Origin of the sequence: Curtobacterium sp. 320 (assembly GCF_031455235.1) — a bacterium.
In the GTDB taxonomy this organism is placed as follows: Bacteria; Actinomycetota; Actinomycetes; order Actinomycetales; family Microbacteriaceae; genus Curtobacterium.
Genome location: NZ_JAVDSI010000011.1, coordinates 91,673 through 118,628, shown reverse-complemented (window position 1 = coordinate 118,628; position 26,956 = coordinate 91,673). Strand labels below are relative to the sequence as shown.

22 protein-coding genes are annotated in these 26,956 nt (G+C 71.4%); 8 read left to right on the top strand and 14 right to left on the bottom strand.

The genetic code is table 11. From position 1 onward, the window contains the following. Positions 1-136: 136 nt before the first annotated feature. The 7 genes from J2X60_RS14690 to J2X60_RS14660 all read right to left on the bottom strand — a co-directional run bounded on the left by J2X60_RS14690 (position 137) and on the right by J2X60_RS14660 (position 8,984). The gene (locus tag J2X60_RS14690; RefSeq protein WP_396127751.1) at positions 137-1,324 is read right to left on the bottom strand and encodes a glycoside hydrolase family 1 protein; all 1,188 of its coding nucleotides are present in this window, start codon (positions 1,322-1,324) and stop codon (positions 137-139) included. Between the two features lie 8 nt (positions 1,325-1,332). Continuing rightward, positions 1,333-2,205, bottom strand: a complete 873-nt coding sequence (locus tag J2X60_RS14685; protein WP_309778258.1) for an alpha/beta fold hydrolase — start codon at positions 2,203-2,205, stop codon at positions 1,333-1,335. Further along, complete coding sequence (locus J2X60_RS14680; RefSeq protein WP_309778256.1) at positions 2,202-3,989, bottom strand: ABC transporter ATP-binding protein; 1,788 nt, start codon at positions 3,987-3,989, stop codon at positions 2,202-2,204. The genes J2X60_RS14685 and J2X60_RS14680 overlap by 4 nt, the downstream gene beginning before the upstream one ends. Continuing rightward, positions 3,986-4,918: an ABC transporter permease gene (locus tag J2X60_RS14675; RefSeq protein WP_070417090.1), complete on the bottom strand. Its 933-nt coding sequence runs from the start codon at positions 4,916-4,918 to the stop codon at positions 3,986-3,988. The genes J2X60_RS14680 and J2X60_RS14675 overlap by 4 nt, the downstream gene beginning before the upstream one ends. After that, positions 4,915-5,895 (bottom strand): ABC transporter permease, encoded by a 981-nt coding sequence (locus tag J2X60_RS14670; RefSeq protein WP_070417091.1) that lies wholly within the window; start codon positions 5,893-5,895, stop codon positions 4,915-4,917. The genes J2X60_RS14675 and J2X60_RS14670 overlap by 4 nt, the downstream gene beginning before the upstream one ends. Continuing rightward, the gene (locus J2X60_RS14665; RefSeq protein ID WP_309888456.1) at positions 5,892-7,622 is read right to left on the bottom strand and encodes an ABC transporter substrate-binding protein; all 1,731 of its coding nucleotides are present in this window, start codon (positions 7,620-7,622) and stop codon (positions 5,892-5,894) included. The genes J2X60_RS14670 and J2X60_RS14665 overlap by 4 nt, the downstream gene beginning before the upstream one ends. Positions 7,623-7,877: 255 nt before the next feature. Beyond that, on the bottom strand, positions 7,878-8,984 hold the full coding sequence (locus tag J2X60_RS14660) for a LacI family DNA-binding transcriptional regulator (RefSeq protein ID WP_070417092.1): 1,107 nt from the start codon (positions 8,982-8,984) through the stop codon (positions 7,878-7,880). Positions 8,985-9,192: 208 nt separating this feature from the next. On the opposite strand from J2X60_RS14660, the gene J2X60_RS14655 reads away from it, so the two are divergent. Continuing rightward, on the top strand, positions 9,193-9,348 hold the full coding sequence (locus J2X60_RS14655; RefSeq protein WP_156794780.1) for a hypothetical protein: 156 nt from the start codon (positions 9,193-9,195) through the stop codon (positions 9,346-9,348). An 81-nt stretch (positions 9,349-9,429) separates the two neighbouring features. On the opposite strand, the gene J2X60_RS14650 is transcribed toward J2X60_RS14655, so the two are convergent. Then, positions 9,430-10,131: a GntR family transcriptional regulator gene (locus tag J2X60_RS14650; RefSeq protein ID WP_254790679.1), complete on the bottom strand. Its 702-nt coding sequence runs from the start codon at positions 10,129-10,131 to the stop codon at positions 9,430-9,432. A gap of 107 nt (positions 10,132-10,238) precedes the next feature. On the opposite strand from J2X60_RS14650, the gene J2X60_RS14645 reads away from it, so the two are divergent. After that, positions 10,239-11,384, top strand: a complete 1,146-nt coding sequence (locus J2X60_RS14645; RefSeq protein ID WP_309888460.1) for an MFS transporter — start codon at positions 10,239-10,241, stop codon at positions 11,382-11,384. 68 nt (positions 11,385-11,452) lie between these two features. Here J2X60_RS14645 and J2X60_RS14640 read toward each other — a convergent pair whose 3' ends face one another. Beyond that, complete coding sequence (locus tag J2X60_RS14640) at positions 11,453-12,616, bottom strand: Vms1/Ankzf1 family peptidyl-tRNA hydrolase (RefSeq protein WP_092384694.1); 1,164 nt, start codon at positions 12,614-12,616, stop codon at positions 11,453-11,455. A 193-nt stretch (positions 12,617-12,809) separates the two neighbouring features. On the opposite strand from J2X60_RS14640, the gene J2X60_RS14635 reads away from it, so the two are divergent. The 5 genes from J2X60_RS14635 to J2X60_RS14615 all read left to right on the top strand — a co-directional run bounded on the left by J2X60_RS14635 (position 12,810) and on the right by J2X60_RS14615 (position 21,284). After that, positions 12,810-14,174 carry an extracellular solute-binding protein gene (locus J2X60_RS14635; RefSeq protein ID WP_309888453.1) on the top strand — a complete coding sequence of 455 codons (1,365 nt, stop codon included), beginning with the start codon at positions 12,810-12,812 and terminating at the stop codon, positions 14,172-14,174. Continuing rightward, positions 14,171-15,268: a sugar ABC transporter permease gene (locus J2X60_RS14630; protein ID WP_309888451.1), complete on the top strand. Its 1,098-nt coding sequence runs from the start codon at positions 14,171-14,173 to the stop codon at positions 15,266-15,268. The genes J2X60_RS14635 and J2X60_RS14630 overlap by 4 nt, the downstream gene beginning before the upstream one ends. After that, positions 15,265-16,200 carry a carbohydrate ABC transporter permease gene (locus J2X60_RS14625; RefSeq protein ID WP_092384698.1) on the top strand — a complete coding sequence of 312 codons (936 nt, stop codon included), beginning with the start codon at positions 15,265-15,267 and terminating at the stop codon, positions 16,198-16,200. Before J2X60_RS14630 ends, J2X60_RS14625 begins: the two co-directional genes overlap by 4 nt. Then, entirely contained in the window at positions 16,197-19,211 is a 3,015-nt protein-coding gene (locus tag J2X60_RS14620; protein WP_309888449.1) for a glycoside hydrolase family 2 TIM barrel-domain containing protein, read from the top strand. The genes J2X60_RS14625 and J2X60_RS14620 overlap by 4 nt, the downstream gene beginning before the upstream one ends. Positions 19,212-19,301: 90 nt before the next feature. Beyond that, the gene (locus J2X60_RS14615) at positions 19,302-21,284 is read left to right on the top strand and encodes a lectin-like domain-containing protein (RefSeq protein WP_309888447.1); all 1,983 of its coding nucleotides are present in this window, start codon (positions 19,302-19,304) and stop codon (positions 21,282-21,284) included. A gap of 144 nt (positions 21,285-21,428) precedes the next feature. On the opposite strand, the gene J2X60_RS14610 is transcribed toward J2X60_RS14615, so the two are convergent. Continuing rightward, a complete protein-coding gene (locus J2X60_RS14610) occupies positions 21,429-21,848 on the bottom strand; it encodes a DUF3151 domain-containing protein (protein WP_071294394.1) in 420 nt (139 codons plus the stop codon). Between the two features lie 288 nt (positions 21,849-22,136). On the opposite strand from J2X60_RS14610, the gene J2X60_RS14605 reads away from it, so the two are divergent. Then, positions 22,137-23,705, top strand: a complete 1,569-nt coding sequence (locus J2X60_RS14605) for an ABC-F family ATP-binding cassette domain-containing protein (protein ID WP_309888445.1) — start codon at positions 22,137-22,139, stop codon at positions 23,703-23,705. 21 nt (positions 23,706-23,726) lie between these two features. Here the strand turns inward: J2X60_RS14605 and J2X60_RS14600 are convergent, their stop codons facing one another. The 4 genes from J2X60_RS14600 to J2X60_RS14585 form a co-directional block, all read right to left on the bottom strand. Then, positions 23,727-24,422 carry an SDR family oxidoreductase gene (locus tag J2X60_RS14600; RefSeq protein ID WP_309888443.1) on the bottom strand — a complete coding sequence of 232 codons (696 nt, stop codon included), beginning with the start codon at positions 24,420-24,422 and terminating at the stop codon, positions 23,727-23,729. A gap of 106 nt (positions 24,423-24,528) precedes the next feature. Further along, complete coding sequence (locus J2X60_RS14595; RefSeq protein ID WP_309778243.1) at positions 24,529-25,017, bottom strand: VTT domain-containing protein; 489 nt, start codon at positions 25,015-25,017, stop codon at positions 24,529-24,531. 36 nt (positions 25,018-25,053) lie between these two features. Continuing rightward, the gene (locus tag J2X60_RS14590; RefSeq protein ID WP_309778242.1) at positions 25,054-26,085 is read right to left on the bottom strand and encodes a YihY/virulence factor BrkB family protein; all 1,032 of its coding nucleotides are present in this window, start codon (positions 26,083-26,085) and stop codon (positions 25,054-25,056) included. Positions 26,086-26,089: 4 nt separating this feature from the next. Further along, positions 26,090-26,608, bottom strand: coding sequence for a hypothetical protein (locus tag J2X60_RS14585; RefSeq protein WP_070417102.1), 519 nt, complete (start codon positions 26,606-26,608; stop codon positions 26,090-26,092). Positions 26,609-26,956 lie beyond the last annotated feature (348 nt).

The window sequence follows — 26,956 nt, the reverse complement described above, 5'->3', positions numbered from 1 at the left end:
GGGGGGCCGCCGGCGCGCGGTGGTTGGACCTGCAAGTGTTCGGGCCGAGCTGGTTGTACTGGGGTCGCCCCCCCCCCCGGCGGGGGGGGGGGGGGCCCGCGGCCCCCGCGCCTCCCGTCCGCCCTCCGGCTGGGTCTCAGACCGTGAGCGCGTTGGCGGCGGCGACCCGCCCGTACCACCGCGCCGAGTCCTTCGGCGTCCGGGCGAACGTCACCGGGTCCCACGACACGAGCCCGAACGTCGGGCGGAAGCCCGACGCCCACTCGTAGTTGTCGAGCAGCGACCAGTGCTGGTAGCCGAGGACCTCGATGCCGTCCTCGATGCAGGCGTGGATCCCCTCGAGGGCACCCTGCGTGTAGGCCACCCGGCGGGAGTCGTCGGCGGTGGCGATCCCGTTCTCGGTGATCATCATCGGCACGTGCCCGGAGAGCTCCCACGCGCTGCGGAGCCCGTCGGCCGAGGCCTCGGGGTAGAACTCCCACCCGGTCAGGGTCGTCTCGACGTCGTCGGCCACCGGGAGGGGGCCCGACGGTCCGATGAAGGTGCGGGTGTAGGCCTGCACGCCCAGGAAGTCGTCACCGGCGGCGTTCTCGAGGTACCAGTCGTCGCGCGGGTACCCGTACTCGCGGAGCATCTCGTCGGCACCGGGCTCCCCGTTCGACCGGAACGCCTGCGTCGCGATGGTCCAGCCGGACTGCAGGCCGGACACCTGCGACAGGACCTCGCGGGACCGCTTGTGCGAGGCGAGCAGGGCGTCGGCGACCCCGAGGTCCGGGTTCGGCAGGCCGTAGGCGACCAGGTTCGCCGCGTCCTCACCGCCGGCGAGCATCGCCGCGATGTTCGGCTCGTTGATCGTGCAGACGTAGCGGACGCCGTCCTGCACGACGGGGAGCGCGGCCTCGGTGTAGCGGGCGAAGAGGTCGGCGGCGTCGGGAGCGCGCCAGAAGCCGTCGCGTTCGAACCAGCGCGGCACGGTGAAGTGCATGAGCGTGACGATCGGTTCGATGCCGAACTCGTGGCAGGTCTCGACCATGCGGCGGTAGTGGTCGATCTCGGCCCTGCTGACGAACCCGCGCTCGGGTTCGATCCGTGCCCACTCGATGCTGAACCGGTAGGAGTTCAGCCCGAGGTCGGCCGCGATGCGGATGTCCTCCCGGTACCGGTGGTAGCTGTCGGCGGCGTCACCCGAGGGCTCGACGATGGTGGTGTCGGGCTCGTGCTCGTGCACCCACCAGTTGCTGTTGACGTTGTTGCCCTCGATCTGGTGCGCGGCGGTGGCGGCACCCCAGAGGAAGCCCTTCGGGAACTGCAGCGTGGTGATGATCGTGCCTTTCAGTGCTGTGACAGGAAGCGGTCGAAGGTGTGGAGCGTCGCCGACGGGTTCTCGACCTGCGGGCCGTGGTAGCTCTCGGGGATCACCTCGTAGGCGGCTCCGGTGTCCTCCGCCATCTGCCGCTGCCAGGGGATCGGCCAGGCGCCGTCCCACTCGCCGTGGGTCACGAGCACCGGGAGCCCGGTGGCGCGGAGTGCGGCGGAGGAGTCGGTGTGGTCCTCGAGGATGTGCCCGCCGGCGACGACGCTCGCGGGGTCGTGCGCGTCGAAGCGGTCACGGACGAACCGTGGGTCGTCGGGGAGTTCCTCGTCCGGCCGGTACGCCCAGAGCGGGTTGGTGGAGTCGAACAGCTGGCGGAGGTTGCCGCCGGTGTCGTGCAGGATCGTCAACTCGGCGACCTTGCGGTATGGCCAGCCGTACGGTCCGGAGCAGAACTGCACCACGTCGCGGAAGGCGCTCGGGTCGGCGATGGCCGCCTCGCGGACGATCACGCCGCCGAGCGAGTGGCCGATGAGGTGCACGGGAGCGCCGTCGTCGAGCAGCCGTGCGACCCGGACGACATCGGCGGCCTCTTCCGCCAGCGTGTAGCCGGACGGCCCCGATGCGCGCGCCGAGTCGGCCTGGCCGCGGCGGCTGATCGCCACCGCGGTCCAGCCGGCGTCCCGGAGGAGCGGCATGAACGTGCGCCAGTCCTCCTTCGAACCGGTGTACCCGGGGACGACGAGGACGGTGCCCTTCGACGGCCCGGGAGGCACGACGCGGTATGCGGTGAGCCGGCCGACGGGGAGGTCGATGCCGACGACGTCGACCCCCTCGGGGGTGGGCAGGTGTCCGAACGGCGGGACGGACGGGAAGTCGCGGAGCGTGCTCATGCCAGCAGCGCCCGTCGTGGGTTCGGCACCGCGTCGAGCAGCGCCACCGTGTAGTCGTCCTGCGGGTGCTGCAGCACCTCGGCCGTGCGGCCCCGTTCGACCACGGCGCCGTCGTGCAGCACCATGATGTCGTCCGTGATGAGCCGCGCACTGAGCAGGTCGTGGGTGATGTAGAGGAGCGAGACGCCCCACTGCTCGCGGAGGTCCTCGAGCAGGGCGAGCACCCCGGCACGGAGCGTCACGTCGAGCATCGAGACCGGCTCGTCGGCGATGATCACCTGCGGGTCGGACGCGAGCGCCCGGGCGATGACCACGCGCTGGCGCTGGCCACCCGAGAGCTGGTGCGGGAGCTTCTGCGCGAACTGTTCCACCGGGGTCAGGCCCACGGTCTCGAGCAGCTCGAGCACGCGCTTCCGGGCATCGCGCCCGCGCAGGTTCGTGTAGTTCGCGACGGGGCGGGACAGCGTGTACTCGACCGTGTGCAGCGGGTTGAGCGCGGCGTAGGGATCCTGGAACACCATCTGCACCTCGGAGCGGAGGTCCTTCAACCCCCGTCTCCCGAGCTTCGCCACGTCCGTGTCGCCGAACCGGACCGTGCCGGTCGTCGGCTTCTCGACGCCGGTCAGCATCTTCGCGATCGTCGACTTGCCCGAACCGGACTGGCCGACGAGGGCGAGCGACTGCCCGGGTTCGAGGGTGAACGACACGTCGCGCACCGCCTGCACCGGCTGCTCGCCGCGACGGGGTGCCGGGTAGGTCTTGACGAGGTGCTCGACCACGATCGGGTTGCGGGCGGCGCTGCGCTCGCGGGAGCCGACCGTGCTGAACGACGAGGTCGTCTCCTGCCGCTTCTCGCCTGAAGCAGCGCGGACCGCCCGGTCCGGGAACCCCGGCAGCGACACGACCGACGCCCGCGGGTCGGCGTAGTGCGACAGCAGCATCTGCGTGTACTCGTCCTGCGGGTCGCGGAGGATCTCCTTCGAGCCACCGTCCTCGACGATGCGGCCCTCGTGCATGACGAGCACGCGCTCGGTCGCCTCGAGGACGATGCCGAGGTCGTGGCTGATCAGGATGGCCGTGAACCCCTCGGACTGCTGCAGCTCGATGATGGTGTCCATCACGGCGTGCTGCACGAGGACGTCGAGCGCGGTGGTCGGCTCGTCGAACACCATGAGCTGCGGCTCGAGCGAGAGCGCCAGGGCGATCGACACGCGCTGCCGCATGCCGCCGGACAGCTCTCCCGGGTACCGGGCCAGCATGGCGGTGGGGAGCTTCACCTTCTCGATGAGCTCCTTCATCCGGGCGTCCCAGCGATCACGCGACACGTGGCCGTGGGCCCTGAAGATGTCGATGAAGTGGTTGCGGATGGTCCGCACCGGGTTGAGCGCGTTCATACCGGACTGCAGCACCATCGCGAACCCGCCCTGGCGCTGCTGCCGGAGGGCTTCCTCGTCGAGGTCGCGGATGTCGTGGCCGCCGAAGAAGATGTTGCCGCCGTTGGTCCGAGCCGGCGGCTTCTGCAGCCGGGTCAGCGCGTAGCCGAGGGTCGACTTGCCGGAACCCGACTCCCCCACCAGGCCGACGAACTCGCCCTTCCGCAGCTGGAAGGACACGTGGTCGACCGCCTGGACGGCCTCCTGGCCGGCCGATTCGTACACGACCGACAGGTCGCGGACGTCGAGCAGCACGTCCTGCGTGGCGCTCGTGGCGTCGGACGGGAGGCGCGTGGCGGCGCCGTCCCGCGCCTCCAGGCCGTCGATCGGTTCGGAACGCGAGCCGCTCATGCGGTGGCCTCCTTGCGCTTGCGACGCGCGCCTTCGCGCAGTCGCGGGTTGGACACGGCGTCGACGCCGAAGTTGATCAGGGTCAGGCTCATCGCGAGGAGCGCGATGCAGAGACCCGGGGCGAACAGCAGGATCCACTGACCGGTCAGCAGGGCGTTCGAGTTCTGCGCCCAGTAGAGGATCGTGCCCCAGCTCACGATGGACGAGTCACCGAGTCCGAGGAACTCGAGGCCCGCCTCGGCGAGGATCGCGCTCGTGGCCGCACCGAAGAACGAGCCGACGATGAGGCTCGTCATGTTCGGCAGGATCTCGCGGAACACGATGCGCGTCGCACCGTCGCCGGAGAACTGGGCCGCCGTCACGAAGTCACGACCGCGGAGGGACTGCGTCTGGCTGCGCAGGACGCGCGCGCCCCAGGCCCAGCCGGTGACCACGATCACCGCGATGATGACCGCGATGCCGCCGTTCTGCAGGTACGCGGCGATGACGATCATGAGCGGCAGACCGGGGATGACGAGGAAGAGGTTCACGATGAACCCGATGACCTCGGCTATCCAGCCGCGGACGTAGCCCCAGCTCAGGCCGATCGCGACGGCGACGAGCGTGGACAGCAGCCCCGCGACGGCACCGACGAGCACGGAGATCCGGGCGCCGTAGATGATCTGCGACAGGACGTCCTCGCCGGCGGCGGTCGTGCCCATCCAGTGCGCGCCGGTGGCGTCGGCGCTCCGGGCGAACCCGTTCTGGCTCGCGCCGTACGGGGCGAGGAGCGGGGCGAAGATCGCCACGATCACGAAGACGGCGAGGATGATGATGCCGATCCGGGCCTTGGTGTTGCTCCAGACGACGCCGAACTGGCGGGCGGCGGCTCGGAGTTTGCTCGGGGCGGTGGGTTCTTCAGCTTGCGTGCGAACTGCGATCGTGGTCATCGGCGCGTCCTCGGGTCCAGGACGCCGTAGAGGACGTCCACGATGAAGTTGGCGATGAGCACCGACACGGTGATCATCAGGAAGAGGGCCTGCATGAGCGGGTAGTCCTGCCCGATCACGGCGTTGAACAGCAGGTAGCCGATGCCCGGGTAGCCGAACACCTGCTCGACCAGGACCGAACCGCCGACCACACCACCGAGGGCCAGACCGAAGCCGGTCAGGTTCGGCAGGATCGCGTTGCGGGCCGCGTACCGGATCGCCACGGTGCGACCACGGAGGCCGTTCGCCTCGGCGAAGGTCACGTAGTCGTCACCGAGGGTGTTGATCATGGCGTTGCGCATGCCGATGATCCAGCCGCCGAGGCTCGTCACGAGGATCGTGATCGCCGGCAGGACCGCGTGCTGCAGGGCATCCCCGAGGAACGCACCGTTCAGCCCCGGGGTCGTCGTCGCGGAGTAGGCGCCCGTGGTCGGGAACCAGTGCAGGACGTAGCCGAGGAAGAACAGCAGCAGGAGCGCCGTCCAGAAGTACGGGAACGTCGACATGAACGAGCCCGACAGGGTCGGCAGCGAGTCCAGCCAGGTGCCGCGCTTCCAGGCCGCGCCGACACCGATCAGGGTGCCGAGCACGAACGCGAGGATCGTCACGACGCCGACGAGGATCAGCGTGTACGGCAGGGCCTGGGCGACGAGGTCGCCGACGGGCTGCGGGTAGAACGTGTAGCTCGTGCCGAAGTCGAGGGTGATGACCTGGTGCAGGTAGCTGACGTACTGGTCCCAGAGGTTGCCGCTCGGGACGCCGAGCTGGGCCTCGATGGCCTTCTTGGTGGCGTCGGTGACCGGGCCGTTCTGGCTGAGCTTCGCGAGAGCGGCGTCGGTCGGGCTGCCGGGCATGAGTCGCGGGAGCACGAAGTTCAGCGTGACCGCGGCCCAGAGGGTCAGGACGAAGAGGACGAGTTTCTGGAGGATGTACTTCACTTCTGGTCCTCTTCGGCCTTGATGATCGCCCGGCCGGCTGCGCTGTCGCGGAGCCGCAGCTTCGAGAAGATGAGCAGCGGTGCCGAGTCGTAGTTCTGCGGCGCCATGTAGGGGTCCTCGGCGCTGGGCCAGCCGACGAACTTGCCGGTGTTGAACAGGCCCCAGAGTCCGCCGTAGTACATGCCGATCACGGGCAGGTCGTCGTACACGATCTCCTGCAGCTGGTTCAGGATCTCCTGCTGCTTCGCGGTGTCCGTCGTCGCCTTGTACTCGTCGAGGAGCTTCTGCGTGTCGGCGTTCTGGTACCGCTCGAAGTTGTTCACCGTCGACTTGCCGACCGGCTGGTAGAAGTCGCTGCTGAGCAAGGAGTTGAACGCCTGGTAGACGTCACCGTTGCCCATGCCGCCCATCGCCATGTCGAACTGTCCGTTGTTGATGTTCGACTGGTAACCGGCGGGCTGCGGTGCCTGGATCGACACCTTGATGCCGATGGCCGTGAGGTTGCGCTGCACGGTCTGCGCGGCGCGGAGCCAGTCCGAGTAGCCGTTCGCGGTCATGATCGTGATGGACAGCTGCTTGCCGTCCTTCATGATCTTGCCGTCCTGCTCGGTCCAGCCGGACTTCGCGAACGCCTGCTTCGCGGCGTCGACGTCCTGCGCGATCATGCCCTGGTCGGGGATGTCCGGGTTGAGGTACTTCTCCTGGTTCGGCAGGATCAGGCCGGTCTGGCCCGCCGCCGCCAGGTTGCCCTCGGACGCGGTCTCGGCGATGTCGTCGCGGTCCAGGGCGAGGGAGATGCCCTTCCGGACGTTGACGTCGTTGTACGGCGCCTTCGTCAGGTTCGGGATGAGACCGATGACGCCGCCGGCCGGGAACCACCACGTGTTCGTCTTCGACGCCGCTCCCCAGGTGCCCTTCACGTCGGAGATGAAGGAGTACGCCCAGTCGTAGCCGCGCGTGACGGTGTCGAGCTGCGTGTTCGTCGCCGGGAGGATCAGGTGCTTGATGGCGATCTTGTCGGCCTGCCAGTACTTCGGGTTCTTGTCCATCGAGTACTGCTGGTCGGTGTAGTTGCCGAGCACGAACGGACCGGTCCCCACGGGGTTCGGGTCACGCCACGTCGTCGGGTCCTTCACACCGCCGTAGTGCTTCTCACCGAGGATGTACGTCGCGCCGATGATGTTCAGGCTCGGCACGTCGTCGCCCTTGAGGTGGAAGACGACGTGGCCGTCCGTGCTCTCGATGCTGTCGATGTGCTGCCAGGCGCCCTTGACGTCCATCGCCGGGAACTTCTTGAGCAGGTCGAACGTGAAGACGACGTCCTTCGCGCTGAACGGCGAGCCGTCCGACCATTCGACGCCCTTGCGGATCGTCATGTCGATCGTGCGCGCGTCCGGCTGGTCCCAGCTGCTCGCGAGCCACGGGGTGCCCTTGCCGTCGAGGGGGTTGATCTCGATGAGCGGCTCGTACATCCACTTGCTCGCCGTGCGGGCGTTCGCGATGTACGGGTTGAAGTTGCGGTCGAACAGCGGGTTGCCGTGGTCCGCGTTGATGAGCATCGTGTCCTTGCCGATGCTCGGGTCCGGCTGGGACCGGACCTGGATGCTGCAGCCGGTGGCCGCGAGGGCCACGACCGCGATGCCGGCGATGGCCGCGATGAGGCGGCCTCTCCGTCCCCGGCGGGTGCCCGGGGTGCGCGCTGGGACGCGCTGTGGGGGAAGCGTCATTGCTCGGTCGACCTCCGTGTCGAGTCGGTACGGAGACAATGTATGCGCTTACATCACGTCGCGCAACCGGGCGGGTTGTTTCGCGGGGCGGCACGTGTGCGCGCGGTCCGGACCGCAGTGTGAGAGGTTCCGACCAGCGTGCGGGGGCGCGAGCGTCCCACGGTGCGCGGAACCTCGCACACTGCGGCGGCGCGGCGACGCGGGTGCTCGCGCACTGCGGCGACGCGGGACCTCGCACACCGGCGCAGCCGCCACCTACAGCGCCGGCGGGCAGCTCTCGCGCAGGAGCACCTCGACCGGCAGGCGCATCGCCCGCGGCGGCCCCTCGCGGCGCTCCAGCCGGTCCACGATCGCCCGCACCGCCGCGCGCCCGAGCTCCCCCATCGGCTGGTGCACGGTGGTCAGGCGCGGCGACGAGAACCGACCCGCGTCGATGCCGTCGAAGCCCGTCACGACGAGGTCCTCCGGCACCCGCACACCCCGCGCCCCCGCGGCGTCGAGCACCCCGAGCGCCGACTGGTCGTTCGAGCAGACGATCGCCCGCGGGACGGCGTCCCCGTCGAGCAGCTGTGCCGCGAGCTCCCGGGCCCGCGCACGCCCGAAGTCGCCGTGCACGACACGCACCGACGACGCCGGCACCCCGTGGTCCTCGAGCGCCTGACGGAACCCCGCGGAGCGTTCGATGTCGTCCGGCGAGTCGATCGGCCCCGCCAGGTACACGAGCGACGACCGGATGCCGAGCCGCCCGATCACGTGCGCGCCGAGTGTCCGCATGCCCGCGGCGTTGTCCACGCTCACCGAGTCGAACCCGTGCGAGCGACGGTCGTCGGCGAGCACCACGACCGGGATCCGTCGGGCGACGTGTTCCAGCAGGTCGTCCGGCACCGTCTGGGCGAGCACCGCGAGACCGTCGACCCGGCCGGCGACGTCGTTCACGATGACGTCCCGCGAGGACCCCCGCCCCGCGGCCACCATCAGCGCCAGACCACGCTGCCACGCCTCGGTCTCGGCGCCGCGCAGGACCTCGTCGAAGTACAGGTTGGACGAGAACGGCTGCGTCACGTGCCGCCGGTCGTCGACGACCCGCACGCCGCCGTCCGTGACGAGGTCGGGGCGTTCGTCCGGCACGACGTCGAACCCGGGCAGCAGCAGTCCGACCACGCCGGTGCGCTTGCCCGCGAGGGCCCGCGCGTTCCCGGAGGGGACGTACCCGAGCGTCCGGATCGCCGCCTGGACCCGGTCGCGCGTGCCCTCGCGGACGGCGTCCGGCGTGCGGAGCACACGGGAGACGGTGGCGATGGAGACGCCCGCCGCGGAGGCCACGTCGTAGACCGTGGGAGGTGCGGTGCGCTGCTCGGCCAAGCCCGTCCCTCCTGTCCGACGTCCGCTGGTGTCGTGCCGCGAGCCGCGCGGCCGGACCATCCTAGGCATGGTGCCGGCCGGGACTTTCCCACATGTGACGGAAACCCCTTGCGCGATCCGGACAGCGCGCGCGACACTGTCACGACCTCAGCACGTCCCGTGAGGAAGCGCACCAACGACGGTGCCCACACACACAGGAGAAGACGCGATGTCCCAATCGACACGGTCCGGCAGCAAGAGCGCGATCCGGCTCACCACCGACGAGGCCGAGGTGCGCGACGCGCTGCTCGACCACTCCGACGGCGGCAACGCCTGGATCTTCGACCAGATCGACGCCGCCGAGGACGCGGCGACGAAACCGTAGCGGCCTTCCCGGAGGCGCGGTGCGGGTCCGCCCCGCACCGCGCCCTCCGCGGGTGGGCGCGTCCACGGCACGGCCGTCGCGTCAGCGCTCGGTGCTGCCCACGATCGCCATGCCGGCGCCACGCAGACGCCGGCGCTCCTGCGCGATCCACGCCAGCAGCCGGTCGTTCGTGCCGGCGACGTGCGCCGCGAGCAGCTCGGCCGCGCGGTCCGCGTCCCCGGAGCGCACGGCGTCGATGATGGCGCTGTGCTCCTCCCACGCGGCGTCGCGGGCCTCGGGCGTGCGCACCTCGATCCAGCGCGTGCGCTCCAGTCGGGTGAGTGCGTCGGCGATGGCGTCGGTGATGAACCGGTTGCCGCCGAGCGCGGCGAGGTCGAGGTGGAACGTCGAGCCCATCCGGATGCCGGCCTGCTGGTCGGGCGTCGGCCGGAGGGTGTCGAGGTGGCCGCGGACCTCGGCGAGCTGCTCCTCGGACGCGCGCGCCACCGCGAGCCGGGCGGCGGCGGGTTCGAGGACGCCGCGGAGTTCCGCGAGCGAGGCGATCTCGTCGAGGTCGATCGGGGTGACCGTCCACGAGCGACCCTCGTGCAGGATGAGCCCTTCGCGCTCGAGCCGCGACAGGGCTGCGCGCACGGGGGTCCGTGAGGCGTGGAACCGCGCCTCGAGCCCCCGCTCGGAGATGCGCTCCCCCGGGGCGATCTCGAGCGTGAGGATCGCGGCTCGGAGGTTGTCGTAGAGCTGGCTCGTCTGCGACACGGGCGCTGCGTCGGTCGTCTCGGTCACGGCGATCCAGCCTAGCGGCGATCCGGACCGGATGGTATACCGTTATGGTATACCAATCCGTTCCACACTGAAACGATCCCGTGACCACCACCTCCCGCGCCTGGACGATGCTCGGCCTCGGCGTCGCCGCCCAGGCCGCCGGCACCCTCGCGGTGTCCGCCCCCGCGCTGCTCATCCCGTACCTGCACGCCCACGGCACGACGCTGACCCTCGCCGGACTCCTGGCCGCCGCGCCGACGTTCGGCATGGTCCTGACGCTCATCGCCTGGGGCGCGATCACCGACCGCGTCGGCGAGCGCGTCGTCATCGCGGGCGGGCTCGTCCTCACGACCCTCGCGGTCGTCGGGGCCTGGCTGGCAGCGGGTGACCCGGTGCTGCTCGGCCTGGCGTTCCTCGCCGCCGGCATGACGAGCGCCTCGACGAACGCCGCGAGCGGACGGGTCGTGGTGGGGTGGTTCCCGAAGGAGCGGCGCGGCCTCGCGATGGGCATCCGACAGATGTCGCAGCCGCTCGGGGTGACGCTCGCGGCCGTCACGGTCCCGCAGCTCGCCGAGGCGGACGGCATCCGCGCGGCCCTCGTCCTGCCCGTCGTCCTGTGCGCCGTGCTCGCCGTGCTGTGCGCGATCGGCATCGCGAACCCGCCCCGGCCCGCGCGTGCGGACGCCCCGGTGGAGCACGTCGCGAACCCGTACCGGGCGAACGGGTTCCTGTGGCGGATCCACGCGGTGTCGGTCCTGCTCGTCGTGCCGCAGTTCACGCTGTCCATGTACGGCCTGGTGTGGCTCGTCGGCCTCGGCTGGTCGACCCCGGCCGCGGGACTGCTCGTCGGGGCGTCGCAGTTCGTCGGCGCCGTCGGGAGGATCCTCGTCGGCGCCTGGAGCGACCGCGCCGCCTCGCGCGTCGGGCCGCTGCGGATCGTCGCGGTGAGCGCCGCCGTGGTGATGGGGCTGCTGGCGGTGGTGGACGCCACGCACCTCGCCGCCGCCGCGGTGTTCCTCGTCGTCGCCACGAGCGTCACCGTCGCGGACAACGGGCTCGCGTACACGTCGGTGGCCGAGGCCGCGGGGCCGTTCTGGTCCGGGCGGGCGCTCGGGGCGCAGAACACCGGGCAGTTCATCGCGGCGAGCGCCGTGGGTCCCGGGGTCGGCGCGCTCGTCGGGGCGCTCGGGTTCGCGGCGTCGTTCTCGATCGTGGGGGTGTTGCCGCTGCTGGCGCTGCCCCTGGTGCCCCGGCGCGATCGTTCCCACGACTGACCGCGGGACGGACGGGAGGCGCGGTGCCAGGCGGCACCGCGCCTCCCGTCCGTCAGGTCGTCACCGCATCAGGCGGGCACGGCCGGCCCCACCGGCCACCGCAGCAACGCCGCCGCCGCGACCCCGCCCGGCAGCGACGCCGCGTTGACGAGCACGAGCTCCGCGTCCGTCAGCACCGCCGCACGCACGAGCGCGCACACCGCCGGCACCGCTCCGATGACGGGCGTCCCGGCAGCCTGTTCCGGTGCCGTCGCCACCCACGGGGCACCGGCGAGCGCGAGGAGCGTCCGCTCCCCGACCGCCACGGCGTCGAGCGCGACGACCGATCCCTGCGCCTGTTGCAACGCCCCGACGACTGCTCCGAGCCCGGTCACCGCGAGGTTGTCGCCCCGACCGACGTGGGTGCGGAGCAGGTCCTCGAGGTCGTGGCGTCGGGTGGCGACGACTCGAGCGAGCGCGGTCTCGACGTGCTCGACGAACGCCTGCTTCGACGAGGCGTCGGCGCGGGGGTCGCCCGGGAAGACGGAGGTCAGGGCACGGGTCTCCGACGACAGCGCCTTCACGAGGAGCTCCCGCGCGGTGACGTCCCCGGCGACCACGACCAGTCCGGGTCGGAGTGTCCGGACGGCCTCGTCCACGGCGGCGGCGGTCTCCGACGAGTTCTGCTTCCAGATCTCCTCGGTGTGCTGCTGCCAGTGCGGCTGCTTCCACCCGGTCCCGGCCTTGGCGTAGTGCAGGGTGTCGTTGCGCCCCTGGACCTGCTGCTCACCGCCGGTCGCGTCGAGCGGCGCGTGGCCGAGTCGGTAGGCACGGAAGGCTCCGCCCTCCTTGCCGGCGTGCACCACCAGGAACGGCAGGTCGACGGGCCGGTGGGCGACGAGCGGCACGAGGTCGGGGACGGCACCGACGCCGACCGACTCCGCGCCGTGCAGGTGGCCGGGCAGGACCTCGCTCAACACGAGCGCACCGTCGTGGACCAGCACGTACCGGGTGACGGGCGAGGGGACGCCGGGTTCCTGCTCGAACTCGCCGGCGACGAGGTCGACCACGTCGTCGGTCGCACCCTGCGCACGGAGTGCCTCCTCGACCGCACGCAGCTTCAGCGCCGCCTGCCGTCGGGGGTCCTCCACGTTGCCGGAGACGTCGGCGTACGCCCAGGCCCAGGTCCCACCGCCCTCCAGCCGCTGTCCCAGGATCCCGTGCAGTTCGCTCGTCGCGTTGGTCGACGTCATGGCAGCTCCTCTCGGACGGATGCCGGGGCTGTCACGGACCCCGACGTTTCGTGTTGGCCCACACTCCACCCCGGCGGGGCACGGTGTTCCACGTCCGGAGGGAACGTCCAGAGTCTTCGTGAAAGTACAGCTGCGCTCGGTTTTGTGGTTGGGTTGGAGGCATCCCGCTCGACGACGAACCGGAGTCCCGGCAATGACGCCTCCACCGAACCGACGGCCCATCTCCCGACGACAACTGCTGGGCTTCGGCCTCGGCGCGGCCGCGACCGGACTGCTCGCCGGCTGCGCGGTGCCGGGCTCGACCAACGTGAACAAGGCGGCGCTGATCCCCGCCGCTACGAGCGGGCAGAAGGTCGAACTGACCTACTGGGCCTGGCTCAAGGACCTGCAGAAGGTCTGCGACGTCTGGAACAAGACCCACCCGGACATCCAGGTGACCGCGAACTGGATCCCGGGCGGCAACAGCGGCGGGTACCAGAAGATGTACTCCGCGCTCGCGGCCGGTGGTGGCCCGGACATCGGGCAGGTCGAGCTCCGTCAGATCCCCGAGTTCATGCTCGCCAACGGCTTGGTCGACCTCGCCCGCTACGGCGCGAAGGACTTCGAGTCGAAGTACGACGACGCCGCCTGGGCGCAGGTCTCGTTCGTGGACGGCATCTACGGCATCCCCCAGGACACCGGCCCCATGGGCTTCTACTACCAGACGGCGCTCCTGGAGCAGGCCGGCGGCGAACCCCCGACGACGTGGGACGAGTGGCGCGACCTCGCCGAGAAGGTCCGGAAGACCGGGGCGCAGAACTACCTCGAGGTCTTCCCGGTCTCGGACGCCTCCCCCTTCGCCGCGTACGCGCAGCAGGCCGGTGCCCGGTGGTTCAAGGTCGACGGCGACGAGTGGGTCGTCGACATGACCGACGACAAGACCCTGATGGTCGCCGAGTTCTTCGACGGCGTGATCGACGACAAGCTCGTCGACACGAGCGCCGGCGCGTACTCCCCCGGCTGGTACGCCTCGGCCGCGAGCGGCAAGATCGCGGCCGTCACGAGCGCGAGCTGGGGCGACGCCCTCATCGAGTCCGTCCAGGGCGGCGAGGGCAAGTGGAAGGTCGCACCCATGCAGAAGTGGGGCGACACCGGGTTCGGGTCGAGCGCGATCGGCGGTTCGACGGCCGCGGTGCTCGCCAACGCGAAGCACCCGAAGGAAGCGCTCGAGTTCATCACGTGGATGACCACCTCGAAGGAGGGCATCGACGCGATGATCAAGTACTGCGGCATCGGGTGGTCGCCCGCGAAGGACTACATCGGGGCGCAGCGCGAGCAGCCGAGCAAGTGGTTCTCCGGGCAGAACTACAACGAGGACGTCTTCGTCCCCGCCGCCCAGGAGCAGAACGTCGAGTGGTCCTGGTCGCCCGTGACGCAGTCGGCGTTCACGAGTCTGCAGAACCAGTTCCGCCGCAAGCTCACGAGTGGGCTGAAGCTCACCGACGCGGTGGAGCTCGCCCAGAAGGAGATCGTCCAGTCCTTCAAGGACAAGGGCCTCAGCGTGAGGACGGCACGATGACCACGACGCAGCCGAAGAACGGCTTCCGCACGAGCACGAAGGCCACGGTCGCCCAGAAGCGCGCCCCGTGGATCCTGCTCGCACCCTTCCTCGCCCTGTTCGTGCTGACGTTCATCATCCCGATCATCAGCGCGCTGTTCCAGTCGTTCACGACCGTCGACCGCGAGGGGCTCTTCGGCGAGGACGGCGTCGTCGGCAGGTTCGCCGGGTTCGACAACTACGCGATCGCCCTGCAGGACGCCGGCTTCGTCGCCTCGATCGGCCGCATGCTGCTGTTCGGCATCGTGCAGGTCCCGGTGATGATCATCGCCTGCACGATCCTCGCGCTGCTGCTCGAGTCGGCGAGCGCCCGCTGGCCGGGCTTCTTCCGTGCGATCTACTTCATGCCGTACGGCGTCCCCGGCGTCATCGCGACGATCCTGTGGTCGTTCCTGTACGTGCCGGGCCTGTCGCCGATCGTGTCGCTGCTGCAGGGGATCGGGCTCCAGCCGGACTTCCTCGGCGCGAACAGCGTGCTCTGGTCGATCGCGAACATCGTCACGTGGACGTACACCGGCTACAACATGCTCATCATCGTGGCGCAGCTGAAGTCCATCCCCGGCGAGGTCTACGAGGCCGCCAAGGTCGACGGCGCGAACGCGTTCCAGGTCGCGTGGCGGATCCAGATCCCGCTCATCGCGCCGGCACTCGTGCTCACGACGGTGTTCTCGATCATCGGCACGCTGCAGCTCTTCGCGGAGCCGCAGATCCTGTCCACGGTCGCCCCCGCGATCGACACCGAGTACACGCCGAACTACGCCGCCTACACGAACGCGTTCGCGTTCAACGAGTACGGCGTCGCGAGTGCGCAGGCGGTCATCATCGCCCTGGCCGCGTTCATCCTGTCGTTCGCGTTCCTCGCGTTGACGAACCGTCCGCCGAAGGACGAGCGGGATCGCCGCAAGCGGGCGAAGCGGGACGGCCAGGAGGCGCGGGTCGCGCTCCAGACGCGCGTCGCGTCGGCCGGGACGGTCACCACCCAGGCCGCACCGCGCCTCCAGGGCCGATCCGGTCCGGACCACGGCACCACCGTCACGAAGGGGGCGGACGCATGAGCAGCGAAGCCATCGAAGCGCCGGCCACCGCGAAGACCGCGGTCCCGGTGGACACCACGTCGATCTCGGCGCACCAGCGCCGCAAGCTCGACCGATCCGGCAAGTCGCAGATCGTGGTGACGGGCATCCTCGTGATCGTCGCGATCTACTTCCTCGTCCCGCTGTACTGGGTGATCATCGCCGCGACGAAGACCACCGGCGCACTGTTCGCCACGAACGGGTTCTGGTTCGGCGGCGACTTCGCGCTGTTCAGCAACCTCCAGCAGGTGTTCACGTACGACGGCGGCATCTTCGTCCGCTGGATCGCGAACAGCATCCTGTACTCGGGCGTCGGCGCCGTCCTCGCGACGTACTTCGCCGCGGCGGGTGGCTACGCGCTCGCGAAGTACGAGTTCCGGGGTCGGCAGCTCGTGTTCGGCACGATCCTCGGCGGCGTGCTCGTGCCGGGGACGGCGACGGCCCTGCCGCTGTTCCTGCTGTTCTCGACGCTGGGCCTGACCGACACGTACTGGAGCGTGCTCATCCCGAGCCTCGTCTCGCCGTTCGGCCTGTTCCTCTGCCGGGTGTACGCCGCGGCGTCGGTGGACACGGCACTCCTCGAGCAGGCACGCATCGACGGGGCCGGCGAGCTCCGGATCTTCCACACGATCGTGCTCCGGCAGATGACGCCGGCACTCGTCACCGTGTTCCTGTTCCAGGTCGTCGGCATCTGGAACAACTTCTTCCTGCCGCTCATCATGCTGGCCGACCAGAAGCTCTACCCGATCACACTGGGACTCAACAACTGGCGCTCGCAGGTGGACCGGCTGCCGGAGTTCTACCAGCTCACCACCGGCGGGGTGCTCGTCTCGGTCATCCCGCTCGTCATCGCCATCATCGTCCTGCAGCGCTTCTGGCGCGGGGGCCTCACGGAAGGATCGGTCAAGGGTTGACCATCGCCGCACTCTCCTCCACCACCCCCGGTTCGGACACCCGGCTGGCCCCGCGGGCCTGGCTGCACACGGACGCCCCCGCCCTGTCGTTGAGCGGGGAGTGGGACTTCCGGTGGTCGCCCGTCGCGGACGTCCCCGAACCGGGGCCGGAGGACGAGTGGGGCACGATCCCGGTGCCGGCGCACTGGGTGCTGCACGGGCACGGCGCGCCGAGCTACACGAACCTGCAGTACCCGTTCCCGATCGACCCGCCGCACCCGCCGGAGGAGAACCCGACCGGCGACTACCGCCGCACCTTCGACGTCCCGATGTCCTTCGACGCCGCGGCCCGGGTGCTGCTCCGGTTCGACGGGGTGGAGTCGCACTTCCGGGTGTGGGTGAACGGCGTCCTCATCGGATGGTCGACCGGGTCGCGGCTCGCGACGGAGTTCGACGTCACGTCCGTACTGCGACAGGGGTCGAACGAGGTCCGCGTCCGCGTGCACCAGTGGTCGGCGGCCTCGTACCTCGAGGACCAGGACCAGTGGTGGCTGCCCGGGATCTTCCGCGACGTCACGCTGCTGGCGCGGCCGACCGCCCCGATCGACGACGTGTTCGTCCGCGCCGGGTGGACCTCGACGCTCGGATCCGCCGCGACCGCGGGCACGGCAGCGTCCGGCCGACCGTCGACCGGCACGGGGACGATCTCGTTCCCGACCGTCGATGCTGCGTTCCCGGTGCGCTTCACGGTGCCCGCGCTCGGCGTCGACGTCTCGTGGGCGTCCGCCGACGAGGTCGGACCGATCACCGTCGAGGGAGTCGAGCCGTGGAGCGCCGAGCTCCCGACGCTGTACGACGCGACGCTGTCCACCGGGACCGCAGCCGGTGGGAGCGCCGGTGGTGAGACCGTGTCGCTGCGGCTCGGCTTCCGCACCGTGTCGATCGAGGGCGATCGGTTCCTGGTGAACGGCGAGCGCGTGGTGTTCCACGGCGTGAACCGGCACGAGACCCACCCCGTGCGCGGTCGGGTGTTCGAAGAGGAGCACGCACGCGCCGACATGGCGCTCATGAAGCGGAACAACGTCAACGCCATCCGGACGTCGCACTACCCGCCCCACCCCCGCGTGCTCGACCTCGCCGACGAGCTGGGCTTCTGGGTGATCCTGGAGTGCGACCTCGAGACGCACGGGTTCATCTTCACCAGCTGGGTCGGCAACCCGTCGGACGACCCGGCCTGGCGCGAGGCGTACCTCGACCGCATCGCGCGGACCGTCGAGCGCGACAAGAACCACGCGTCGATCGTGATGTGGTCGCTCGGCAACGAGTCCGGGACCGGCCGCAACCTCGCCGCGATGTCGCAGTGGGTACATGACCGCGACGACGAACGTCCGGTCCACTACGAGGGCGACTACACCGGCGCCTACACCGACGTGTACTCCCGCATGTACCCGTCGCTGCAGGAGACCGAGTCGATCGGCGGCGGTCCGGCAACGCCCCTGCTCGGCTGCGGCCCGGCCGAGGCGGCTCGCCAGCGGTCGAAGCCGTTCATCCACTGCGAGTACGTGCACGCGATGGGCAACGGACCCGGCCAGATCGCCGAGTACGAGGCCCTCGTGGACAAGTACCCGCGCCTGCACGGTGGGTTCGTGTGGGAGTGGCGGGACCACGGGCTGCTCGCCCACACCCCGGACGGACGGCCCTACCACGCGTACGGCGGCGACTTCCACGAGGTCGTCCACGACGGCAACTTCGTGATGGACGGCCTGGTGCTGCCGGACGACACCCCGACGCCGGGGCTGGCCGAGTTCGCGGCCGTCGTGGCACCGATCCGGCTGTCCGCGTCGGACACCACCGTGCTCATCGAGAACCGGTACCACTCGGCCTCGACCGCGGGACTCCGGTTCCACTGGACGCTGTCCCGGAACGGCGTCGTGGAGCACGAGGGCCGGTTCACGCCCGGTGTCGTCGCGGCGCGGTCGTCCGCCACGGTGCCGGTGCCCGACGAGGTGCTCGAGGCCGCGACCGCGGCGCTCGCCCCCGGTGACGAGCTGTGGTTCGACGTCACGGCGGAACTGGCGGGGCCGACCGCGTGGGCGGACACCGGCCACGTCCTGGCACGCACCCAGACGCTCGTCGCATCGCGCGAGGCGGACGTGCCACGGGCCTCCGGTCAGGGGTGGGACGGCGACCGACTCGGGGACGGGACGTTCTCGGCCCGCGGTGACCTGGTGTCCTGGAAGGGGCACGAGGTGGCCGGGCCGCGGCTCGAGCTGTGGCGGGCACCGACCGACAACGACAGTCTGGCGTCGCAGGGCGGGTACGAGACGGCCGACCCGGTGCTGACGCACGGCGTGGGCGACCCGGACGCTCCCCCGTCGGCCACACGCTGGCGCGAACGCGGTTTGGACCGGCTCACGCACCGGCTCGTGTCGGTGTCGCGGACGGACTCCGGGCTCGAGCAGCGGGTCCGCGTCGCGGCGGCGAACAGCGGCTGGGGCGTCGACGTCACGCACCGCTGGGCCCTGACCGACGCCGGGCTGCTGCTGCAGACCGACGCGGTGCCGTTCGGCGCGTGGGACGTCACGTGGCCACGGATCGGGGTGCGGTTCGACCTGCCGGCGTCCCTGGCCGACTCGGACGCGTCGTGGTTCGGCACGGGGCCGCTCGAGTCGTACGCGGACTCGTCGCACGCCGCCCGCGTCGGACGCTTCTCGGCACCGGTGCGGTCGCTCGGCGTCGAGTACTCGATGCCGCAGGAGACCGGGCACCGGCCGTCGCTGCGCGAGCTGTCGGTCGGGCCGTTCACCGTGTCGACCGTCGGCTCGCACCGTGCGGGGTTCACCCTGTCGCCGTGGACCGCGCAGCAGATCGGTCGCGCGATGCACCCCTACGAGCTGCCGGTGTCGGAGCACCTGTACCTGTACCTCGACGCCGCGCAGCACGGCCTGGGGTCGCGTGCGTGCGGCCTCGACGTGCTGCCGGAGCACCAGCTCTGGCCGCAGGCGTTCTCGTGGAGCGTCGTGCTCGGCTGAGCGCAGCCCGGAAGTCGTATATCTGATACATATTCCTTGCGCCCGCGTCGGGCGTCCGGAAGGGTCTTCTCCACCAGCAGAGAGGACCCCATGCACAGCACTCCCAGGCGCGCCGTCGCGAGCGCCGCCCTGACCGCACTCGTGGTGGTCGGCGGCGGCCTCGCGACCGCGGTCGCCACGACGTCCCCCGCGCACGCGGTCGCGCCGTTCCCGGTCACCGACCCCTTCGTCGGCCTGCCGATCGGCACGACGATGCCCGCCGGCTGGACCCGGATCGCGACGGACGACGGACAGGCAGCGATCGTCGACCACGGCGCCGCCGGACGGTGGCTGCGGCTCACCGACGACACGAAGCGGGTGAGTTCCGCCGTCTACAACGAGTCGCCCTACGACTCCAGCCACGGCCTGACGGTCGAGTTCGACCAGCGGATGTGGAGCACGACGGACACCGGGTACGCCGACGGGATCGGGTTCTTCCTGCAGGACGCCGCCGTCCCGCTCGACGCGATCGGGCCGGTCGGTGCCGGCCTCGGCTACCACGACGGCACCCGCCCCTGCGAGGAAGGCCTCGACGGCGGGGTCGTCGGGATCGGGTTCGACCGGTTCGGCAACTTCGCGCGTCCCGACGTCGTCCCGAACGCGATCACCGTCCGGGGTCCGGAGCGCGAGTGCTACCCGGTCCTCGCGACCACCGGGGACCTCGGCGACGGGTTCCTCGAAGACCGCGAGACCACGGCCGAGGCGGCGACGCACCGTCACGTGCAGATCGATCTCCTGCCGACCGACGCCGGCGGGATCCGGGTGCTCGTCGCCATGTCCGAGCCGGCCGACCCCGGCGCCGACGCGGGCGAGCTGCGCGAGGTCGTCAGCGCCGACCTCCCCGCCACCGCGCTGCCGGAACAGGTGCGGTTCGGCTTCAGCGCATCGACCGGTGGCCGGACGCAGTTCCACGAGATCCGGAACCTGCGGGCGACGCAGCCGACCGACGTCGTCACGACCGCCCACACGCTGACGAACGCGCCGGTCACCCCCGGCGAGGACGTCACGTTCGAGCTGCGGTCGGTGAACGACGGGCCGGCGACGATCGGCGGAGCGGTCGACGCCGTCGCGCGCACGGTGGCGGTGACCGAGGGACTGCCGCTGACGGACGTGCGGTGGACGTGCCGTGCTGAGGCCGGGGCGACGTGCGGCGCCACTGCGGGACAGGGTGCGGTCGCCGCCGACTGGTCGGGCCCGCCCGGCGGTGCGGTCACGATCACGGTGCGGGGGACGGTGCCGGTGACGACCCGCTCGGGCCTCCACACGATGCCCGTCGAGAGCGTCACGGACTTCACGACCGACCGTCTCGACGCAGCCCGCCCCGCGATTGCGCTCGACGGTTCGGTGACCGACGTCGAGCTGCCGAACAACGCCGACCGGACCGCGTTCGAGGTCGTCCTGCCCGAGGCCGTCGCGGTCGACGACGAGGGCACGACGAAGCAGGGCGAGCCGGTGACGATCGACGTCCTCGGGAACGACCCGCTCGACGGGAGCTCGGCGGACCCGGACTCCCTGCGCTTGAGCGGCGACGGGATCGAGGGGGCGGAGCTCTCGGCGGACGGCAAGCGGCTCCGGGTCCCCGGCGAGGGCGTCTGGACGGTCGAGGGCGTGCAGGTGACGTTCACCCCGGAGTCGTCGTTCTCCGGACCGGCGACGGCAGTGCGGTACCAGGTGACGACGCACGCGGGGCAGACCGTGGTGGCGGTCGTCCGGGTCGTGGTGGAGCCGGTCGAGTCGGTGGTCGTACCGCCGACGCCGGACCCGGCCGCGGGCTCGGGCTCGGGCGGCGGCGCGGGGTCGGGGGCCGGCTCGGACGCGGGGCCGGGCGCTGCCTCAGGCGCTGGTGGCCGCGGAGCGTCCGACGCCGTGGCCGAGCGGGCGAGCGCGCGGGGCGTGCTGGCGTACACGGGCGTGTCCGGGCCGGCCGTCCTCGTCACCGGGGCCGTTGCGGCGCTGCTGCTCGCCGCGGGTGCGTGGGTGCTGCTCGCGCGGCGGCGCGCCGCGGCCGCGGCCGCGGCCGCGGTCGCGCGCTAGCCGCCGACGGCTCGCCGCGAGGCGGCGCGGCTCGCACAACGGAAGTCACCTCGAACCAGGCGGAAGCGTGGTTCGAGATGACTTTCGTTGTGCGACGGCCGGGCGCGCCAGCGCGAGCGCGCGGGCCGCGGGGCGCGGGGCGCTCTACGCGCTCAGCGCCGGGATCGCCGCCGGGTCGGACGCGTCGAGGAACTCCGTCAGCCGCTCGGGCTCGCCCGGCTCCTCGATCGCCGAAGCCGCCCGCCGCAACGCGAACAGCGCCCGCAGCACGCCCCGGTTCGGCTCGTGCGACCACGGCACCGGCCCGGCACCGCGCCACCCCGCCTTCCGCAGCGCATCGAGCCCTCGGTGGTACCCCACCCGCGCGTAGGCGTAGGACTCGAGGGTCGCCCCACGCTCCCACGCCTCGTCGGCGAGCAGTGCCCACGCCAGGCTCGACGCCGGGTGCGACACGACGACGCTCGCGACGGGGGCGTCGGCGGCGAGGGCGGCGGTCACCTCCGGCTCGGCGGGCAAGAGCGTCTCGGGGTTCGCGGTCGGGTTCGGCAGCAGGTTCTCCGGCATGCCCCCAGCCTGTCACGGCTCGAGGGCCTTGCGCGGCGCGAGACTCCCGGCGTACCGTGGGCGGGTCCTCGTCGTCATCGCGAGGCCACCGGTGCGGGACGACCGACCGGCGGTGCGGGTGGCGGTCACGCAGGGCTCCCCGACGGAAGTGGACGAATTGCTGTCGATCACCGGATCTGCTCAGCCCTCGCGCTGACACCGTGATCGTCGCGCCCCGTCGGGCGCTCCGCCCTCCCGTGGCGGGTCCGGTGTCGTGCGCCCAGCATCGACCACCGGGGAGGCACCCGTATGCCCATCAATCCGTCCGTCGTCCTGAACGACCTCAGTTTCGCCTGGCCCGACGGCACCGTCGCGCTGAGCCACCTCACCACCGCCTTCGGCCGTGGCCGGACCGGCCTGGTCGGGAGGAACGGTGCCGGCAAGTCGACCCTCGTCCGGCTGGTCACGGGTCGGCTCCACCCCACGTCGGGCACCATCACGACATCCGGCCCCGTCGACCACCTGCCGCAACGCCTGCAACCGCAGAACGACGACGCGGTCGCCGACCTCCTGCGCATCCGTCCGACCCTGACGGCCCTCCGCGCGATCCTCGGCGGTGACGCCGCTCCGGAGCACTTCGACGCCGTGGGCGACGACTGGGACCTCGAGGAACGTACGGCTGCGGCGCTCGACGGCATCGGCCTCGGCGCCGACCTCGAGCGTCCGGTGAGCACCCTGTCCGGAGGCCAGGCCGTCCTCGTGGCGGTCGCCGGCATCCGGCTGCGGGGGCTCCCGATCGCGTTCCTCGACGAGCCGACGAACAACCTCGACCGCCGTGCGCGAAGCATGTTGCTCGACATGGTCGACGACTGGCCGGGCACCCTCGTCGTCGTCAGCCACGATCGCGAGCTCCTGGAACACGTCGACGAGGTCGCCGAGCTCCGCGCGGGCGGCATGACCGTGTTCGGCGGGACCTTCAGCGCCTTCGAGGAGCACCTCGCGGTGCAGCAGGCCGCCGTCGAACGCGAGGTCCGGGTCGCCGAGCAGCGACACCGCACCGAGAAGCGGCAGCGCATCGAGGCCGAGACGAAGATCGCCCGTCGGGCCCGGTCCGGGGCGAAGGCCGCCGAGGGGATGCCGAAGATCTTCGCGAACGAGATGCGGAAGCGCGGCGAACAGACCGCCGGGCGGCTCCGTACCGGGTACGCCGAGGACGAGGCCGCCGCACTCGCCACCAAGCGCGAGGCGGAGGGACGGTTGCGCGTCGACGAGTCCATCCACGTGACGCTCCCCGACCCGGACGTGCCGGCATCGCGGCAGATCGCGACCATCACGCTGCGCGGGCGGAGGACGATCGTGCAGGGCCCGGAACGCATCGCCGTCGCCGGGGACAACGGCGTCGGCAAGACGACGCTGCTCGAGCAGCTCGTCGGGGTCCCCGGCGCGCGGGCGCACCCGTTGCCCGACACGGCTGCGGTCCCCCACGTCGACCGCATCGGCTACCTGCCGCAGCGGAAGGACTCACTCGACGACGCGCTGTCGGTGCTCGAGAACGTCCGGCGGGATGCCCCGCACGTCCCGCCGGCGGAGGTGCGGAACCGGCTGGCGAAGTTCCTGGTCCGTGGGGACACCGTCGACCGCCCGGCCGGCGCGCTCTCGGGCGGGGAGCGGTTCCGAGTGGCGCTGGCGAGCCTCGTGCTCGCGGATCCGCCGCCGCAGCTGCTGGTGCTCGACGAGCCGACGAACGACCTCGACGTGACGAGTGTCGACCAGCTCGTGGACGCGCTCCGGGCGTACCGGGGAGCCCTCGTCGTGGTCAGTCACGACGAGACGTTCCTCGACCGCCTCGACCTCACCACGAGGATCGAGCTCAGGTGACCCGCCCCTGGACGCAGCGGGTCAGCGCCGCCGCGTCGGCCGGATCGCCAGCGACTCGATCGTGCCCCGCTCCGGCAGGTCGACGACGGTCCGGACGGCGTCGGCAACGTCCGAGGGCGCGAGGTAGTAGTCGGTGTCGTAGTTCTCGCCGAGCTTCTCGGTCAGCGCCCGCTGCATGTCCGAGTCCGTCCGGCCCGGGTGCACGCTCGACACCCGGACGCCGTTCGCCCGTTCTTCTTCCCGCAGGGCATCGGCGAACGCCCGCAGCGCGAACTTCGACGCCGCGTACACGCCACCGCCGGGGCCGGAGTGGAACCCGGACCCGCTGTTGATCGGCACGACGATGCCCCGCGCCGCGCGGAGGGCCGGGAGGGCGAGCCGCGTCAGCTCGGCGACCGCGAACACGTTCGTGGCGAAGACCTGCTCCCACACCTCGCGCGGGGTGTCCGCGACGGTCGTGCCCTGCTCGACCCCGGCGGAGTGCACGAGGACGTCGAGGCGCTCCGGCAGCGGCGGGAACTCGCCCGCGCCGAGGTCGCCCACGAACGGCGACGCGCTGGGCAGCTCGGCGACGAGCGCGTCCACGGCGGCGGCGGTCCGGCCGCCGACGAGCACGTGGTGCGTGCGTCCCAGGTCGAGCGCGATGGCCCGGCCGATCCCACGGGTCGCGCCCGTGACGAGTGCGGTCGGACGGACGGGAGGCGCGGTGTCGGTCATGCGCACCACCCTACGGAAGCCGCGGGGCGAGCTGGCACCGCGCCTCCTGGACTGTGGAGAACCGGACGACGGCCGCGGGGCGGGCCGACACCGCGCCTCCTGGCCGTCAGACCCGGGACGTGTCCGCGGCGAGACGGCGACGACGCCGGACCGTCCACACGGCGACCGAGGCGGCCGCCGCCAGCACGACGAGCACGATCACGCCCCACGGCGACCCCGCGAAGGCCGCGAGCACCGCCCAGAACAGCGCGATCCCCACCGTCGCGTACACGAACGCCCACGCCACGCACCCCGGGACCATCGCGATCGTGTACCGCCACCACGGCACCCGGGCGATGCCGGCGGCCGCGTTCATGATCGTCTGCAGCCCCACGGTGAGGAAGCTGACCGTGACGACGGGCAGCCCCCAGCGGTCGAGCAACGCAGAACCCCGTCGGACCGCCGCCGAGTCGAGCCAGCGGCCCCAGCGGGACCGCGCCGCGCCGGTGACCGCGAGCCGTGCCAGCCAGTAGGTCGCCTGCGCGCGGCAGACCACCACGACGAAGAGCGCGAGGACCAGCCACCAGAACGGGAGCCCCTCGAGGAAGGACGGCACGGGCGAACCGTAGCGACCCCGACCGGGAATGTCCCGTCAGCGGCGGTCGGCGTCCTCGCGGATCTTGATGCCGTCGAGGACGTCCTGCGCGCGCTTCTCGTCCTGCTTCTCGATCTGCCGGGTGTCGCGTTCGGGCAGCTGGATGTCCTCCTCCGCACGGATGCCGGCCTGCAGCTGCCGTCCACGCTCGAGCTCGGCGTCGAACTCCGCGCCGAAGAGCAGCGCGTTGTTCGTGATCCACACCCACAGCAGGAAGACGATCACGCCACCGAGGGATCCGTACGTGGCGTTGTAGTTCGAGAAGTTCCCGACGTAGAAGCCGAACCCGACGCTGGCGACGATGAGGATCAGGATGGCCAGGATCGACCCGCCGCTCACCCACCGGAACTTCGGCTGCTTGACGTTCGGCGCCCAGTAGTAGAGCACCGCGACGACGATGATCGCGATGACGAGCAGGATCGGCCACTGCACGATGCTCAGGACCGTCGCGGCGGCGTCGCCGAGGCCGATCACGTCGCCGAAGCTGCGGGCGAGCGGGCCGGACACGAGCGCGAGCAGGCCGAGGACGAGCAGGACGACGGTGAAGAGCGTGACACCGAGCATGGTCGGGCGGAGCTTCCAGATCGGACGCCCCTCGCGGACGTTGTAGATCCGGTTCATCGCGCGGCCGAACGCGCCGACGTACCCGGAGGCCGACCAGAGCGCACCGACGACACCGATGATGAACGTGATCGGCGCCGCGGGCGAGCGGACGAGTCCTTCGATGGGGTCCCGGAGCAGGCTGACGACCTGTTTGCCCCCGATGTTGTTCACGAGGTCGAGCAGCGTGTCGATCGTCTTCTTCGGGTCGGACACGAGCCCGAGGATCGACACGACGGCCAGCAGACCGGGGAAGAGCGCGAGCACGGTGTAGTAGGTCAGGCTCGCGGCGAGGTCGGTGCACTGGTCGCTGGAGAACTCGCGGAGCGTCTTCTTCAGCGTGTAGACCAGCGTGGGCTTGGTGAGGTCCGCCGGGCTGTCGGGCTTGCGGGGGTCGTCGGGTTCGGGCTTGTGCTGCTCGCGTGCCACGGGACTACCCCCTCGCCTTCAGTGCCTGCTTCGAACGCTTGGCGGCCTGCTTGCGGTTCTTCGTCGCCCGGCGCTGGACCGCGGCGATGCCGGCACGCTGCTTGACGCGTGCGCGGTGCTGCGGGTCGCGTTCGAGCGACTCCTCGGCGGCCTTCGCACGGGCCTTGCGCCCCTTGCGTCCGGGCTGGCTCTGCTCGGCGGCGCCCGGGCCGTCGCCACCACGGGCCCCGAACGGCAGCAGCGCGGTGAAGGCCGACGACGCGGGCGGCTCGGCGAGGTGGCCGGCGGGGTTGTTGCGGATCGCGATGCCGACGACGATCGCCGCGACACCCGCTGCAGCGGTCACGCCCATCGCCACGAGCGGGGTGGGGTCGCGGTGCCAGCGCTGCTTGGTCTTCGCGATCGCCAGGCGGGTGCGCGCCGGGATGTCCGCACGACGACGGATCTCGGTCACGGTGTCCGTGATGCCCTCACGTGTGCGGACGTTCGCGAGTTCGAGCTCGGGGAGACTGTCCTTGGCCATTCCCCATTTCGTACACGCTCGGGCCGGGGTCGTGTCCAGCCCCGGGCGTGTCCCGCGCACGGCGGACGCGGCCGGCGGCGTGCCGCCGGTGCCGGGGCCGGTGCCGGTGTCGGTGTCGGTGTCGCGAAAGCGACAGATCCGCGGGCCGGCCCGCCGTCCGTGTCGCGAAAGCGACAGGGTGCCGCGGGAACGCGACGGCAGACCGTCGCTTTCGCGGGGCGGGAGCGCGACCGGACGGCGGCCGGGAGGCGCGGGTCGGGCCCGCACCGCGCCTCCAGTCCGTGCCGCCGGAGCGACAGATCCGTGGGCCGGCCCGTCGTCTGTGCCGCGGAAGCGACAGGGTGCCGC

What these genes read in the sequence shown, in the direction of transcription:
- J2X60_RS14680 (WP_309778256.1), bottom strand. Translation starts at nt 3,989, where the DNA reads ATGAGCGGCTCGCGTTCCGAACCGATCGACGGCCTGGAGGCGCGGGAC.
- J2X60_RS14640 (WP_092384694.1), bottom strand. Translation starts at nt 12,616, where the DNA reads ATGACGTCGACCAACGCGACGAGCGAACTGCACGGGATCCTGGGACAG.
- J2X60_RS14625 (WP_092384698.1), top strand. Translation starts at nt 15,265, where the DNA reads ATGAGCAGCGAAGCCATCGAAGCGCCGGCCACCGCGAAGACCGCGGTC.
- J2X60_RS14685 (WP_309778258.1), bottom strand. Translation starts at nt 2,205, where the DNA reads ATGAGCACGCTCCGCGACTTCCCGTCCGTCCCGCCGTTCGGACACCTG.
- J2X60_RS14605 (WP_309888445.1), top strand. Translation starts at nt 22,137, where the DNA reads ATGCCCATCAATCCGTCCGTCGTCCTGAACGACCTCAGTTTCGCCTGG.
- J2X60_RS14675 (WP_070417090.1), bottom strand. Translation starts at nt 4,918, where the DNA reads ATGACCACGATCGCAGTTCGCACGCAAGCTGAAGAACCCACCGCCCCG.
- J2X60_RS14610 (WP_071294394.1), bottom strand. Translation starts at nt 21,848, where the DNA reads ATGCCGGAGAACCTGCTGCCGAACCCGACCGCGAACCCCGAGACGCTC.
- J2X60_RS14615 (WP_309888447.1), top strand. Translation starts at nt 19,302, where the DNA reads ATGCACAGCACTCCCAGGCGCGCCGTCGCGAGCGCCGCCCTGACCGCA.
- J2X60_RS14635 (WP_309888453.1), top strand. Translation starts at nt 12,810, where the DNA reads ATGACGCCTCCACCGAACCGACGGCCCATCTCCCGACGACAACTGCTG.
- J2X60_RS14630 (WP_309888451.1), top strand. Translation starts at nt 14,171, where the DNA reads ATGACCACGACGCAGCCGAAGAACGGCTTCCGCACGAGCACGAAGGCC.
- J2X60_RS14645 (WP_309888460.1), top strand. Translation starts at nt 10,239, where the DNA reads ATGCTCGGCCTCGGCGTCGCCGCCCAGGCCGCCGGCACCCTCGCGGTG.
- J2X60_RS14585 (WP_070417102.1), bottom strand. Translation starts at nt 26,608, where the DNA reads ATGGCCAAGGACAGTCTCCCCGAGCTCGAACTCGCGAACGTCCGCACA.
- J2X60_RS14655 (WP_156794780.1), top strand. Translation starts at nt 9,193, where the DNA reads ATGTCCCAATCGACACGGTCCGGCAGCAAGAGCGCGATCCGGCTCACC.
- J2X60_RS14600 (WP_309888443.1), bottom strand. Translation starts at nt 24,422, where the DNA reads ATGACCGACACCGCGCCTCCCGTCCGTCCGACCGCACTCGTCACGGGC.
- J2X60_RS14665 (WP_309888456.1), bottom strand. Translation starts at nt 7,622, where the DNA reads ATGACGCTTCCCCCACAGCGCGTCCCAGCGCGCACCCCGGGCACCCGC.